The organism is Actinomyces capricornis, from assembly GCF_019974135.1.
Classification (GTDB): domain Bacteria; phylum Actinomycetota; class Actinomycetes; order Actinomycetales; family Actinomycetaceae; genus Actinomyces; species Actinomyces capricornis.
In genome coordinates this window covers 3,018,235-3,032,034 of record NZ_AP025017.1, presented here as the reverse complement: position 1 = coordinate 3,032,034, position 13,800 = coordinate 3,018,235, and the positions used below count along the sequence as shown (strand labels likewise).

Genomic DNA, 13,800 nt, shown 5'->3' with positions numbered 1-13,800 from the left:
CGCGTCAGCCGATCTTGGCCATGAGGCCCAGGCCGACGATGGTCAGGGCCCAGGTGAGGGCCACCCCGACGGTGATCCGGTTGAGGTTGCGCTCGGCCACGCCGGAGGAGCCCGCCGAGGAGGAGATGCCGCCGCCGAACATGTCGGACAGGCCGCCGCCCTTGCCCTTGTGCAGGAGGATGGACATGATGAGGAAGAAGCTCGAGATCACGAGCAGCACCTGGAGGATGATGCGCAGCACGTCCACGCCGCGTTCCCTTCGTCGTCGTCTGGGGCCAGTGGGGGTGCACCGCCCGCCGTTGCAGTGTGAGTCTACCCGCAGCGGGCGGGGACCCGGATGCCCTCATGTGTGAGGTATCCGGGTCCCCGTTGCAATGCGGTGTCGGCCTGAGGGCCGCGCCTCAGGCGTAGAAGCCGGCCATGGCCGCGAAGGACTCGGCCTTGAGCGAGGCGCCGCCGATGAGGGCGCCGTCGACGTCGTCCTGGGCCATGAGCTCCTTGATGTTGTCGGGCTTGGCCGAGCCGCCGTACAGGATCCGGGTGGCCTGGGCGGTCTGCTCGCCGAAGTCCTCCGCGAGGGCCTTGCGGATGGCGGCGCACACCTCCTGGGCATCCTGGGCGGTGGCGGTCTCACCGGTGCCGATGGCCCAGATGGGCTCGTAGGCGATGACGATCCGGGCGACGTCCTCAGCGGCCCAGCCGGCCAGGGCGGCGCGGATCTGCCCCAGGACGAAGTCCACGTGGGTCCCGGCCTTGCGGACCTCCAGGGCCTCGCCGCAGCACAGGATCGGGGTCATGCCCGCCTCCAGCGTCTTGCGGGCCTTGGCGCCCACGAGCTCGTCGGACTCGCCGTGGTACTCGCGGCGCTCGGAGTGGCCCATGACCACGTAGGACACGCCGAGCTTGTCGAGCATGGCCGTGGAGATCTCACCGGTGTAGGCGCCGTTGTCGTGCACCGAGACGTCCTGGGCGCCGTACTTGATGCCCAGGTCGTCGGCCTCGACGATGGTCTGCACGGTGCGCAGGTCGGTGAAGGGCGGGATGACGACGACCTCGCACTTGGCGTAGTCGTGGTCGTGGTCCTTGAGCTCCATGGCCAGGCCCTGGATGAGGTGGTTGGCCTCGAGGTGGTCGAGGTTCATCTTCCAGTTGCCCGCCATGAGCGGGGTGCGGTTGCTCATTTGTGCTCGTCAGCCTTCCAGGATGGAGATTCCGGGCAGCTCCTTGCCCTCGAGCAGCTCGAGGGAGGCACCGCCACCGGTGGAGATGTGGGAGAAGGTGGACTCATCGAAGCCCAGGGTGCGCACGGCGGCCGCGGAGTCCCCGCCGCCGATGACGGTGAAGGCCTCGGACTCGCTCAGGGCCTTGGCCACGGCCTTGGTACCGCCGGCGAAGGCCTCGAACTCGAAGACGCCCATGGGGCCGTTCCACACCACGGTCTTGGCCGAGGCGATGGCGTCGGCGAAGAGGTCGCGGGTCTTGGGGCCGATGTCCAGGCCCATCTGGTCGGCGGGGATGGCGTCGGAGGCGACCACCGAGGCGGGGGCGTCGGCCTTGAACTCCGGGGCGATGACCGTGTCCACCGGCAGGAGGAGCTCGACGCCGTTGTCCTTGGCGGTGGCGATGTAGCCCTTGACGGTCTCGATCTGGTCCTTCTCCAGCAGGGAGGTGCCCACCTCGTGGCCCTGGGCGGCCAGGAAGGTGTAGGCCATGCCGCCGCCGATGATGAGGCGGTCGGCCTTGGACAGCAGGTTGGCGATGACGCCGAGCTTGTCGGAGACCTTGGAGCCGCCCAGCACCACGGTGTAGGGGCGCTCGGGGTTGTTGACCGCCCTGCCCAGGGACTCGATCTCCTTGACCACCAGCAGGCCGGCGGCCGAGGGCAGCAGCTTGGCGACGTCGTAGACCGAGGCCTGCTTGCGGTGGACCACGCCGAAACCGTCGGAGACGAAGACGTCGGCCAGAGCCGCCAGCTCGGCGGCGAAGGCCTCGCGCTCGGCGTCGTCCTTGGAGGTCTCGGCGGCGTTGAAGCGCACGTTCTCCAGCAGGACGATCTCGCCCTCGCCCAGGGCCTCGACGGCGGCCTTGGCGGAGGGGCCGACAGTGTCCTCGGCCAGGGTGACCTTGGTGCCGGTGACCTCGGCCAGGCGCTTGGCCACCGGGGCCAGGGAGTAGTCGGGGTTGACCTGTCCCTTGGGGCGGCCCAGGTGGGCGGTGATGATGACCTTGGCGCCGGCGTCCAGCAGCGTGCGCAGGGTCGGCAGGGCGGCCTGGATGCGGCCGTCATCGGTGATGTTCTTGCTCTCGTCGAGCGGGACGTTGAAGTCGGAGCGGACCAGGACTTTCTTGCCCTTGAGGTCGCCCAGGGACTCGATGGTCTTCATGAAGCCTCTTCTTCGGTGTTGTCGGTGGCCGGTGGTTCGGGGCGGTGGCGAGCCCCTGGCGATGGGACGGCGCCCGTACGAGCGCAGTGCGTCGTGCGGGCGCCGTCCCTAGAGCACCATGGGTGCGGATGGCTCTCTGAGCGGCCTCAGGCGAGCTTGGAGCCGACCAGGGCGGTCAGCCGGACCAGGGCGTTGGAGTAGCCCCACTCGTTGTCGTACCAGGACAGGACCTTGACCAGGTTGCCGATGACCTTGGTCTCGGTGGCGTCGAAGATCGAGGTGTGGGGGTTGCCCACGATGTCGGTGGAGACGATCGGGTCCTCGGTGTACTCCAGGACGCCCTTGAGCTCACCCTCGGCGGCGGCCTTGACGGCAGCCTTGACGGCGTCGACGGAGACCTCCTTCTCGGCCACGAAGGTCAGGTCGGTCAGCGAGCCGGTCGGGGTGGGCACGCGCACGGCGAGACCGTCGAACTTGCCCTTGAGGTCGGGCAGGACGAGGGCCACGGCCTGGGCGGCGCCGGTCTTGGTCGGGATCATGTTCAGGGCGGCGGCGCGGGCACGGCGCAGATCGCTGTGCGGGGCGTCGAGGACGCGCTGGTCACCCGTGTAGGAGTGGATGGTGGTCATGATGCCGCGCTCGATGCCGAAGCTCTCGTGGAGAACCTTGGCCAGGGGGGCGAGGCAGTTGGTGGTGCACGAGGCGTTGGACACGATGTTCATCGTGGCGTTGTCGTAGTCGGCCTCGTTGACACCCATGACGAAGGTGCCGTCGACGTTCTTGGCCGGGGCGGAGATGACGACCTTCTTGGCGCCACCGTCGAGGTGGGCCTTGGCCTTCTCACCGTCGGTGAAGAAACCGGTGGACTCCACGACGACGTCGACGCCGAGGTCGCCCCAGGGAAGGTCAGCGGGGTCGCGCTGGGCGAGCACCTTGATGCGCTTGCCGTCAACGGTGATGCCGTCCTCGTCATAGGTGACCTCGCCGTTGAAGCGGCCGAGGATGGAGTCGTACTTGAGCAGGTGGGCGAGGGTCTTGTTGTCGGTAAGGTCGTTGACCGCGACGACCTCGATGTCCGCACCCTGCTCCAGGGCGGCGCGGAAGAAGTTGCGGCCGATGCGGCCGAAGCCGTTGATACCAACGCGGGTGGTCACTTTGTGTCCTCCTAGTACGCCAACAGGGCGCACGGTTTCTGGGCGTATTCGCACAGTGGGATGTGCTCCGGTTCCCCGGGAGGGGACTCCCTCAGGCCCCGGCACGCCCGAGTCTAGCGACAGCGCGGGGGCGCATGTGACCACATTCCACGCCACGGGCGAACACGCCCGCCCCACGGCATCGCCGCAAACCGTGTCGCGCCGCTCCACCCCAGTAAGGGGGACCTCAGTCCCAATCCGCTGCGCTCCCCCATCCCGGCTCCCGGGACGGCCGGCCCCGGGAGGCGGGGGCCTCAGGGCTCGAGCATCTCCTGGGTCAGTACCGACTCGGTGTCGGGGATGCCCAGGTCGTGGGCGCGCTTGTCGGCCATGGCCAGCAGGCGGCGGATGCGGCCGGCCACGGCGTCCTTGGTCAACTGGGGGTCGGAGAGCTGGCCCAACTCCTCTAAGGAGGCCTGCTTGTTGGCGATGCGCAGTCGCCCGGCCTCCAGCAGGTGGGCGGGCACGTCGTCTCCCAGGATCTCGAAGGCGCGCTCGACCCGGGCCCCGGAGGCCACGGCGGCGCGCGCCGAGCGCCGCAGGTTGGCGTCGTCGAAGTTGGCCAGGCGATTGGCGGTGCCGCGCGACTCGCGGCGCGAGCGCCGCTCGGTCCAGGTGCGGTGGGTCTCGGGCGCACCCATGCGCTCCAGAAGGATGCCGATGGCCTCACCGTCGCGCACCACGACCCGGTCCGAACCGCGGACCTCGCGGGCCTTGGCCACCACCTCGAAGCGGCGCGCGGCCCCCACCAGGGCCAGCGCGGCCTCCGAGCCGGGGCAGGTGACCTCCAGGGAGGCCGAGCGCCCGGGCTCGGTCAGGGAGCCGCGGGCCAGGAAGGCGCCGCGCCATGCGGCGGAGGCCGCCTTGCGCCCGCCCTGGACCACGGCCACCGGCATGCCCCGCACGGGCCGGCCCCGCTCATCGACCAGCCCCGACAGGCGGGCCAGGTCCTTGCCGCGCTCGATGACGCGCAGCACGTAGCGCGAGCCCCGGTGCAGGGAGCCCCCCTGAACCACCATCACCTCGGAGTCCATGCCGTAGAGCTCCTTGAGATAGCGGTGCAGTCTGCGCACGGTGCCGCCGTGGTCGAGCTCTGCCTCGACCACGATGCGCCCCGAGATGATGTGCAGACCACCGGCGAAGCGCAGCATCGAGGACAGCTCGGCGCGTTTCTGGGCGGCGTTGTCCGCCGTGACGTGCGCGAGCTCGTCCTTGACCGTCACCGTCAGCGACATAGGCCGGAACCTCATTCCTCTTGCGCGTGCCCGGGCTCAGGCGCTCAGGCATCTGTGGCTGGGGATGAGTATGCCGGGACCAGGCCGGTCTTGTCTCCACCGGGCTCCCCGGCGCGGCACGCCGGCCGGCGGCTCAGCGCCCGGTGCCCGCGCCGCGCCTCAGTACTCCGGGCACTGCTGGGGCGGACGGCTGCGGGCCACATCGCCCAGCGCCCCCTCGAAGGCATCGCGGAAGGCGGCGGCCAGGCGCAGGGGGTCGTGGTGGCACAGGGCCTCGCCCGTGCGGACCTGGCGCAGCACCAGGATCGCCCCCATGGACTCGGCCACCTCGGACAGGTCGTCGATGTCCTCCACGGTGGAGGGGTCGGCCAGGACCACATCGGCGCTGATCTCGGGGGCGTAGTCGGCCAGGACCCGCAGGTGGTCGGCGCTGGTCATGCCGTCGGTCTCGCCCCGCTGGGCCGAGAGGTTGAGCACGATGACCTTGCGGGCGCTGGTGCTCGCCAGGGCGCGGCGCATGGAGGGCAGGATGAGGTGGGGCAGCACCGAGGTGTACCAGGACCCCGGCCCCAGCACCACCCAGTCGGCCTCGTCGATGGCGCGCACCGCCTCGGGGTGGGCGTCGGCGTCCTGGGGGACGACGGCGACGTTCTCCATGCGCCCGCGGGCCGAGGCCACGGCCACCTGCCCGGAGACGCGCCGGCGGCGATCGCCGTTGACGATGTCGGCCTCGATGACCAGCGGGGAGGAGGACATGGGCACGACCCGCCCGTGGATGGACAGCAGGCGGCCCACCCAGTCCAGCCCGGCGACGTCGTCGCCCAGCAGCTGCCACAGCGAGAGGATGAGCAGGTTGCCCAGGGCGTGGTTGTCGAGCTCGCCCTGGCCCTCGAAACGGTGCTGCAGGACGTCGCGCCAGGTCAGCCCCCATTCGGAGTCGTCGCACAGGGAGGCCAGGGCCATGCGCAGGTCACCGGGGGGCAGGCAGTTGAACTCGCGGCGCAGGCGACCCGAGGAGCCCCCGTCGTCGGCGACGGTCACCACCGCAGTGAGGCGGTGGGTGATGTGGCGCAGGGCGCGCAGCGTGGCGGACAGGCCGTGGCCCCCGCCCAGGGCGACGACGGAGGGGCCCTCCTCGCCCCGGCGCGGCCAGCCGGCGACGTCGATCGTTGTTCCCACCGGTGCTCACTCCCGACCCAGGTCCCGGTGCTGGACCACGACCTCGAAGCCCGCTCGTCGCAGCCTGGCGCCGATGCGCTCCGCGGAGGCCACCGAGCGGTGCTTGCCGCCGGTGCAGCCCACGGCCAGGGTCACATAGGGCTTGAGCTCATCGATATAGCTGGGCAGGGCGGGGGTCAGCAGGTCGGCGTAGCCGTCGACGAACTCGGCGGCGCCGCTCTGGGAGAAGACGTAGTCGGCCACGGGGGCGTCGCGGCCGGTGAGATGGCGCAGCTCCGAGACCCAGTAGGGGTTGGGGATGAAGCGCACGTCCAGGACGTGGTCGGCGTCCAGGGGGATGCCGTACTTGAAGCCGAAGGACATGACGTTGATGCGCAGCGCCAGGTCGGACTCGCGGGCCACCAGCTCGCGGACCCGGCGCGCCAGGTCGTGCACCGAGTAGGCGGAGGTGTCGATGACGGTGTCGGCCATGCCCTTGAGGCCGCCCAGGAGGGTGCGCTCGTGGACGATGCCGTCCAGCACCGAGCCGGTGCCCTGGAGGGGGTGGGGGCGGCGCGATGACTCGAAGCGGCGCACCAGGACCGCATCGGAGGCGTCCAGGAAGATGAGGCGCACGTCGGTGCCCGCCTGGCGCACGGTGCGCAGGTACTCCATGAAGTGGGAGAAGAACTCGCGGCTGCGCACATCGACCACGGCGGCCAGGCGGTGCACGCCCGCGCCCACGGTCGTCATCATCCCGGCCAGGGCCGGCAGGAGCTGGGGCGGCAGGTTGTCCACCACGTACCAGTCCAGGTCCTCCAGGGCGTTGGCCGCGCGCGAGCGCCCCGCACCGGACATGCCGGTGACGATGATCATCTCGGGCCGCTCGGCGGGCGGGACCGGGGGCGTGGCGTCGTCGAGGGCCGGGATCTCGATGGGCACGGTGTCCTTGAGCGGGTCTCGCTGCCGGGGCGGCTTCGGAGGATCCTGGGAGTCCATGGCCCAAGCATGGCACGAGCGGCACCGCCTGTGGGACTGACGCTCCGGCGGTCGACGTGGACGGCGGTGCCCGCCCCCGCCGAGCTGCCCGGGGGCGGGCGCCGCACGGGCCCGCTCAGGCCCGCAGGGATCCCCCGTTGGTGGCGATGACCTGCTGGTACCAGCCGAAGGACTTCTTGCGGTAGCGCTCCAGGGTGCCGCTGCCGTCGTCATTGCGGTCGACGTAGATGAGGCCGTAGCGCTTGGACAGCTGGGCGGTGGAGGCCGAGACGCAGTCGATGCAGCCCCAGGCGGTGTAGCCCATCACCTCCACGCCGTCGGCGATGGCCTCGCCCACCTGGACGAGGTGGTCGTTCATGTAGGCGATCCGGTAGTCGTCCTCCACGGTGGGCGCGCCGTCGGCCCCGGTGACGAGCTCGTCGCGCGCCCCCAGGCCGTTCTCCACGATGAACAGGGGCTTGCCCCAGCGGTCCCAGTAGTCGCCCAGGATGGTGCGCAGGCCGAGCGGGTCGATGGCCCAGCCCCACTGGGAGACCTCCAGGGTGGGGTTGGTGACGCCGCCCATGAGGTTGCCGCCTCCCGCCTGGCGCTCCTGGGTGGCGGTCTCGCAGGCGGACATGTAGTAGCTGAAGGACACGAAGTCCACCGTGTTGTCCGCCAGGGTGCGGCGGTCCTCCTCGGTGATATCCAGCTCCACTCCCTTGTCCCGCAGCATGCGCAGGAAGTAGCCCGGGTAGTGCCCGCGCACGTGCACATCCCCGAAGGCGTAGTTCTCCCGCTCGGCCTGCTTGGCCGCCCAGGCATCACGCGGGTCGGGAGTCAGGGGGTAGAAGGGGATGGCCAGGATCATGCACCCGACCCGGAGCTCGGGATTGATCTCGTGGGCGATGCGGGTGGCGGCTGCGGAGGCCACCAGTTCGTGGTGGATGGCCTGGTAGAGGTCCTGGTCGCTCAGCTCCTCCTTGGGGGTGGCGATGCCCCCGGACATGAAGGGCTCGTGGAGCACGGAGTTGATCTCGTTGAAGGTCAGCCAGTACTTCACGCGCTTGCCGTAGCGCTCGAACAGGGTGCGGGCGTAGCGCTCGAAGAAGCCGATGAGCCGCCTGTCGGTCCAGCCGTCATAGGCCTCGGCCAGGTGCAGGGGGGTCTCGTAGTGGCTGAGGGTGATGAGGGGCTCGATGCCGTGCTTCTCGAGCTCATCAAGCACCCGGTCGTAGAAGGCCAGGCCCTCCTCGTTGGGCTCGGTCTCATCGCCCCGGGGGAAGATCCTCGACCAGGCGATGGAGAGGCGGAAGACCGTGAACCCCATCTCGGCCAGCAGCGCGATGTCCTGGGCGTAGCGGTGGTAGAAGTCGATTCCGATGAGCTTGAGGTTGTCGGGGGTGGGGGCCGGGGTGCGCGGGCCGACGATGCCCTGGGGCATGACGTCCTGGACGCTCAGGCCCTTGCCGCCCTCGTCGTAGGCGCCCTCGTACTGGTTGGCTGCCAGGGCGCCGCCCCACAGGAAGCCCTCGGGGAAGGTGGTGGTCATATCTGTCATCCTCTCCTGATCGTGTGATGGTCTCGTGGATGGTGCTGATGCCGTGGTGGTTGGGTGAGTGTGACGCTCCAGGATGCTGGGCGCGGTGGGTGGGGCCCTATCGGTCGATCTCGACGACGGTGGTGCCTGCGCTCACCGGTCCGGAGACGATCGGCACGACACCGCGCAGGGAGGCGGTGTTGGTCACCACCAGGATGGTGGTGGGGTCCTTCTCGGCCCGGCGCAGCGCGTCGAGGTCGACCGTGGCCAGTGGATGGCCCCGCTCCACCCGCTGCCCGGCAGCCACGGAGGCGGTGAAGCCCTCACCCTTGAGCTCGACGGTGTCCAGGCCGATGTGGATGAGGATCTCCACCCCGTCGTCGCTCCTGATGCCGTAGGCGTGCCCGGAGTCCATGACGGTCACCACTGTGCCGCTGGCGGGGGCCACGACCGTCACCGTCCCCCCGGCCTCCGGAGTGATACCGACGCCGTTGCCCAGGGCCCCGGAGGAGAAGACCGGGTCGGCGATCCGCTCCAGGGGCACGGCCTGCCCCGTGATGGGCGATGCCAGCGAGGTGGTGGGCCGGGCGTCCACGGCCCGGGCATCGTCGACCACCGGGATCTGCTCGTCGACCGGGTCCTTGAAGCCCAGCAGGAGGGTCAGGGCGAGGCTGATGACCACCGCGACGATCATGCCGCTGAAGACCAGGAGGAGGCTGCCGTGGCTGAGCAGGGCGGGGATGCCGATGAGGGAGGGGAAGACGAAGGAGGTGGTGGCGCCCCCCGCCAGGGAGACGATGACGCCGCCGACGGCCCCGCCGACGCACCCGAAGATGAAGGGGCGCTTGAGGGGGAGGTTGACGCCGTAGATGGCGGGCTCGGTGATGCCCGCCAGGAAGCCGGACAGGGAGGCGGGCCCGGCCAGCTGTCGCATCTTGGCGCTGCGGCTGCGGATGAGGACCCCCAGGGTGGCGGCCGCCTGGGCCAGGACGGCGGGGAAGATCGGCGCGGTCATGAGCGAGTAGCCCGGGTTGTCGTACTGGGCGATCATGATGGGCACCAGCCCCCAGTGGACCCCGAACATGACGAAGACCTGCCAGAAGGCGCCCATGATGGCGCCGGCCAGCCAGGGCGCGATCTCGAAGAGCGTGTTCATGCCCGAGGCGATGCCGTTGGACAGCGCGGTGGTCACCGGGCCCACTGTGAGGAGGGTCAGGGGCACCATGATGAGAAGGACCAGAAGGGGCACGGTGAAGTTGCGGATCGCCGAGGGCAGGCTCCGGGTCAGGAGGCGCTGGAGGTGGGCCTGGACCCATACGGCCACGATGATGGGCACCAGGGAGGAGGCGTAGGAGGTCAGGATCACCGGGATCCCCAGGAAGGAGACGGGGTCCCCCTGGTCGTGCAGGGCGATGAGGTCGGGGTGGATCAGGGCGCCGGCCAGGGCCACAGCGGTGAACTCGTTGGCCTTGAAGTGGCGGGCGGAGGTGATGGCCAGCAGGACGGGGAGGAAGTAGAGGGTGGAGTCGCCGGCGACGCTGAGGATGGTGTAGGTGGGGCTGGTCGGGGCCAGCCATCCCACGGTGGTGGCCAGGGTGAGGAAGGCCTTGATGAGGCCCGCGCCGGCCAGGGTCCAGACCACCGGGTTGATGAGGGCCGAGACCACCTTGATGAACCGGTCGAACAGGCCGCCCCCGGCTCCGGAGTCCTCCTCCCGGCCCTGGTCGCCCCTGCCGTCCAGGTCGGCCAGGCGCGCCAGCTCCTCGTAGACCACGGGAACGTCATTGCCGATGACCACCTGGTACTGTCCCCCGGCCTGGACCACGGTGACCACGCCGGGCAGGGCCTTGATCTCCTCGGTGCGGGCCGCGGCGCCGTTGGCCAGGACCAGGCGCAGGCGCGTGGCGCAGTGGCTCACGGAGCGGATGTTCTCCTGGCCCCCCACCTTGTCCAGCAGTTGCGGCGCCAGTGCCGCGTAGTCGATTCTCGTCATGGGATGGGCTCCTCCTTGATGCGGTGTCCGTGGACGTGTGCGGACAACAAAAAAGACCCGAGATCGATGCGCGCGCTGACACGCGATTCGATCTCAGGTCTTGCCCCGATTGGGTCACAATCCTGTGGGCCATGGCTGACCCTGACCCAACATTAGGAACACCTGAAGGAAACAACAAGATCACCTGCTATGAACTGCATCACATCAGCCCGGCGCTCCGGGACGGGCAGGCTGGCGGGCGGCAGATGGCCGGCAGGCCGCTGGCTGGGTCTCAGGCCGCGCCCGGGCCGATGAGCCTGGCCACATGCATGGTCAGGTAGGCGGTCTCGTCCTCCGAGACCCCGATGCCCAGGCGCATCTCCAGCAGATCACTGACCCGCAGCGCGAGACGATGGGCCAGGGGGTGGGTGGTGCGCAGCGTGTCGGCGATGATGGAGGCGGTGCCGTCCTGGAGCTGGACGCCGGTGCGTGCCCGTACCAGGAAGTAGCGCAGGTGGACGGCGAAGCGGGCGGCGTTGATGGAGTGCTCGTCGAAGGACTCCCCCAGGGCCGCCTTGAGCAGCTCGATGATCTGGGCGATGAGCCGGGACTGGAGGTGCGCCTGCTGCACCGAGGGCGCGCCCACGGCCGCGGTGAACAGGTGCATGGCCAGGGCGATGGCCTCGCCCTGGGGGAGCTGGATGTCCTGGGCGGCGTTGATGGCGTCGACCATCTGCTCGGCCAGGCCCAGCTCCTCGGGATGGAGGTGGGCCACCTCCGCGCGCAGGGGGTAGTCCAGGACCCGCCCCTGCTGGATGCGGTCCATGGCCTGGTTGAGGTGATCGACGACGGCGAGGATGGTCGAGGAGGGCACGGTTGTGCCCAACTCGCGGGCGGCCTCCAGGAAGCACCGCTCGATGAGGGCGAGTCGCTCCGGGGGGATGCCGGCGATGACCTCCCCCACCGATTCGGCGCTCCGCACCGGCACGTAGCGCCTGCTGATCCGGGCGGTATCGACCTCCTGTCCGGGCTTGCGCTGGAATCCCAAACCGCGTCCGGTGAGGATCACCTCCCGGCCGACCTCATCGCGCGCCAGGACGACGTTGTTGTTGAAGACGCGGAGGATCCTCATGTGCTGAGTGTGCCAGGGCGTGCGCTCGGGCTCGTTCCCGGCACGGGGCCGTCGCTGCGCGGGTCCTCCTGCTGGCCCTGGTTGAGGTGGGCCAGGATTGTGGCCGCCAGGGCCGGGCCGATGCCCTTGACCTCGGCGATGCGCTCGGGGGAGGCGGAGCGGATCCGCTTGACCGAGCCGAACTCGCGCAGGAGCGCGGCCTGCCGGGCCGGGCCCAGCCCGGGCACGTCGTCGAGGACGGAGCGGGTCATGCCTGCCGAGCGCCGCTTGCGGTGGTGGGTGATGGCGAAGCGGTGGGACTCATCGCGCAGGTGCTGGAGCATGTAGAGGGCCGGGGAGCTGCGCGGCAGGACCAGGGGGAACTCCTCCCCGGGGACCCACACCTCCTCCAGCCGCTTGGCCAGTCCGATGATGGGCACGTCGACCCCCAGCTCCTCGAGCACGTCGGCCGCGGCCCCCACCTGCGGCAGTCCGCCGTCGACGACGACGAGGCCGGGTGCGTAGGAGAAGCGCTTGGCCCGGCCCGTGGTCGGGTCGATGGGCCCGGAGGAGACCACCTCGCCCTCGGCCTCCTGGAGCTCCAGGGCGGCGCTCTCGGCCTGCTGGCCCTGCCCCTGCTCGGCGATGAGCCGCTTGAAGCGGCGGGTGAGCACTTCGCGCATGGCGGCGGTGTCGTCACTGGCGCCCTGGCCCTCGGTACCCCGGATGACGAAGCGCCTGTAGTCGGATTTGCGCGGCGCGCCGTCCTCGAAGACGACCATGGATCCCACCTGGTTGCTGCCCTGGGTGTGGGAGATGTCGTAGCACTCGACCCGCAGGGGCGCCTCGGGCAGGTCGAGGGCCTCGGCGAGCTCGTCGAGGGCCTGGCTGCGCTGGGTCAGGTCGCCGGCGCGGCGGGTCTTGTGCAGGCGCAGGGCCTCCTCGGCGTTCTTGCGCACGGTCTCCATGAGGGCGGCCTTGTCCCCGCGCCGGGGCACCCTCAGGTCCACCCGGCCCCCGCGCAGCCCGGAGAGCCAGGCGGTGATGGTATCGGCTCCCGCGGGCATGACGGGCACGAGGATCTGTCGGGGCACCGCGGTGGTGGCGGTGTGGGCGACGTCGTCGACGCTGGTGGCGGCCGCCTCGCCCTGGCGCAGTGGGGGCGCGTCGCTGGGGCCGGTGCGCGGGGCGGGGCTGGCGGCGGCCCGGCGACCCACCCCGATGGAGGTGGTGGTGCCCGAGGTGGGGGCGGCCAGCTCGTCGGCGGGGTCGAGCAGGGAGCCGTAGACCTGCTCCAGGAGGCGCTCGATGAGCTCGGCGTCGGCGGCCTCGTCGATGAGATCGACCACCCAGCCGCGCTGGCCGCGCACGCGCCCGCCGCGCACATGGAAGACCTGGACGGCGGCCTCGAGCTCGTCGCGCACGAGGGCGAAGACGTCGGCGTCGGTGGCGTCGGGCAGGACGACGGCGTTGCCCTCGATGACCTTGCGCAGGGCCGCGGCGTCGTCGCGCAGTCGCGCCGCCTTCTCGAAGTCCAGGGCGGCTGCGGCCGCCTTCATCTCGGCCTCGACCTGCCGCAGGTAGGGCCCGGTGCGCCCGGCCATGAAGGCGCAGAAGTCCTCGGCCAGGGCCCGGTGGTCCTCGGGGCTGATGCGGCCCACGCAGGGGGCCGAGCACTTGTCGATGTAGCCCAGCAGGCAGGGGCGCCCCGAGGCGCGGGCCCGGTTGAGCACGCCGGCGGAGCAGGAGCGCACGGGGAAGACCCGCAGGAGCTGGTCGACGGTGTCGCGGATGGACCAGGCTGCTACGAAGGGGCCGAAGTAGCGGGTGCCGGGACGGCGGGCGCCGCGCACCACCTGCACCCGGGGGAATGCCTCCTGCATGGTGACGGCCAGGTAGGGGTAGGACTTGTCGTCCTTGTACATGACGTTGAAGCGCGGGTTGAACTCCTTGATCCAGGAGTACTCCAGGGCCAGGGACTCCACCTCGGTGGAGACCACGGTCCACTCCACGGCGCAGGCGGTGGTCACCATCTTCTGGGTGCGCGGGTGGAGGGCGGACAGGTCCTGGAAGTAGCTGGACAGGCGGGCCCGCAGGTTCTTGGCCTTGCCCACGTAGATGACGCGCCCCTGGTCGTCCAGGAACCGGTAGACGCCCGGGGAGGTGGCGATCTCCCCGGGGGCGGGGCGGTAGGTGGAGGGATCGGCCATGCGGGCAAGACTACGACGC

At 70.4% G+C, this 13,800-nt stretch carries 11 protein-coding genes; all 11 read right to left on the bottom strand.

The annotated features are described in order from the left end of the window. Window positions 1-4: 4 nt before the first annotated feature. The 11 genes from secG to uvrC all read right to left on the bottom strand — a co-directional run bounded on the left by secG (window position 5) and on the right by uvrC (window position 13,781). Window positions 5-247, bottom strand: a complete 243-nt coding sequence (gene secG / locus MANAM107_RS12370) for a preprotein translocase subunit SecG (protein WP_179899529.1) — start codon at window positions 245-247, stop codon at window positions 5-7. Between the two features lie 154 nt (window positions 248-401). Next, window positions 402-1,181, bottom strand: coding sequence for a triose-phosphate isomerase (tpiA, locus tag MANAM107_RS12365; RefSeq protein WP_223909200.1), 780 nt, complete (start codon window positions 1,179-1,181; stop codon window positions 402-404). 9 nt (window positions 1,182-1,190) lie between these two features. After that, window positions 1,191-2,384 (bottom strand): phosphoglycerate kinase, encoded by a 1,194-nt coding sequence (locus MANAM107_RS12360; RefSeq protein ID WP_223909197.1) that lies wholly within the window; start codon window positions 2,382-2,384, stop codon window positions 1,191-1,193. 146 nt (window positions 2,385-2,530) lie between these two features. Then, complete coding sequence (gene gap / locus MANAM107_RS12355) at window positions 2,531-3,538, bottom strand: type I glyceraldehyde-3-phosphate dehydrogenase (protein WP_179899532.1); 1,008 nt, start codon at window positions 3,536-3,538, stop codon at window positions 2,531-2,533. Window positions 3,539-3,831: 293 nt separating this feature from the next. Beyond that, window positions 3,832-4,812: a DNA-binding protein WhiA gene (gene whiA / locus MANAM107_RS12350; RefSeq protein ID WP_223909194.1), complete on the bottom strand. Its 981-nt coding sequence runs from the start codon at window positions 4,810-4,812 to the stop codon at window positions 3,832-3,834. Window positions 4,813-4,971: 159 nt separating this feature from the next. Further along, window positions 4,972-5,991, bottom strand: a complete 1,020-nt coding sequence (locus MANAM107_RS12345; RefSeq protein WP_223909192.1) for a gluconeogenesis factor YvcK family protein — start codon at window positions 5,989-5,991, stop codon at window positions 4,972-4,974. A gap of 6 nt (window positions 5,992-5,997) precedes the next feature. Continuing rightward, entirely contained in the window at window positions 5,998-6,969 is a 972-nt protein-coding gene (gene rapZ, locus MANAM107_RS12340; RefSeq protein WP_179899535.1) for an RNase adapter RapZ, read from the bottom strand. Between the two features lie 115 nt (window positions 6,970-7,084). Continuing rightward, window positions 7,085-8,509, bottom strand: coding sequence for a glycoside hydrolase family 1 protein (locus MANAM107_RS12335; protein ID WP_223909188.1), 1,425 nt, complete (start codon window positions 8,507-8,509; stop codon window positions 7,085-7,087). A gap of 97 nt (window positions 8,510-8,606) precedes the next feature. Further along, window positions 8,607-10,481: a beta-glucoside-specific PTS transporter subunit IIABC gene (locus MANAM107_RS12330; protein ID WP_223909183.1), complete on the bottom strand. Its 1,875-nt coding sequence runs from the start codon at window positions 10,479-10,481 to the stop codon at window positions 8,607-8,609. A gap of 271 nt (window positions 10,482-10,752) precedes the next feature. Beyond that, a complete protein-coding gene (locus MANAM107_RS12325) occupies window positions 10,753-11,592 on the bottom strand; it encodes a PRD domain-containing protein (RefSeq protein ID WP_223909182.1) in 840 nt (279 codons plus the stop codon). Further along, complete coding sequence (uvrC, locus tag MANAM107_RS12320; protein WP_223909180.1) at window positions 11,589-13,781, bottom strand: excinuclease ABC subunit UvrC; 2,193 nt, start codon at window positions 13,779-13,781, stop codon at window positions 11,589-11,591. Before uvrC ends, MANAM107_RS12325 begins: the two co-directional genes overlap by 4 nt. Between the last annotated feature and the right edge of the window lie 19 nt (window positions 13,782-13,800).

What these genes read in the sequence shown, in the direction of transcription:
- tpiA (WP_223909200.1), bottom strand. Translation starts at nt 1,181, where the DNA reads ATGAGCAACCGCACCCCGCTCATGGCGGGCAACTGGAAGATGAACCTC.
- MANAM107_RS12360 (WP_223909197.1), bottom strand. Translation starts at nt 2,384, where the DNA reads ATGAAGACCATCGAGTCCCTGGGCGACCTCAAGGGCAAGAAAGTCCTG.
- whiA (WP_223909194.1), bottom strand. Translation starts at nt 4,812, where the DNA reads ATGTCGCTGACGGTGACGGTCAAGGACGAGCTCGCGCACGTCACGGCG.
- rapZ (WP_179899535.1), bottom strand. Translation starts at nt 6,969, where the DNA reads ATGGACTCCCAGGATCCTCCGAAGCCGCCCCGGCAGCGAGACCCGCTC.
- MANAM107_RS12335 (WP_223909188.1), bottom strand. Translation starts at nt 8,509, where the DNA reads ATGACAGATATGACCACCACCTTCCCCGAGGGCTTCCTGTGGGGCGGC.
- MANAM107_RS12330 (WP_223909183.1), bottom strand. Translation starts at nt 10,481, where the DNA reads ATGACGAGAATCGACTACGCGGCACTGGCGCCGCAACTGCTGGACAAG.
- MANAM107_RS12325 (WP_223909182.1), bottom strand. Translation starts at nt 11,592, where the DNA reads ATGAGGATCCTCCGCGTCTTCAACAACAACGTCGTCCTGGCGCGCGAT.
- uvrC (WP_223909180.1), bottom strand. Translation starts at nt 13,781, where the DNA reads ATGGCCGATCCCTCCACCTACCGCCCCGCCCCCGGGGAGATCGCCACC.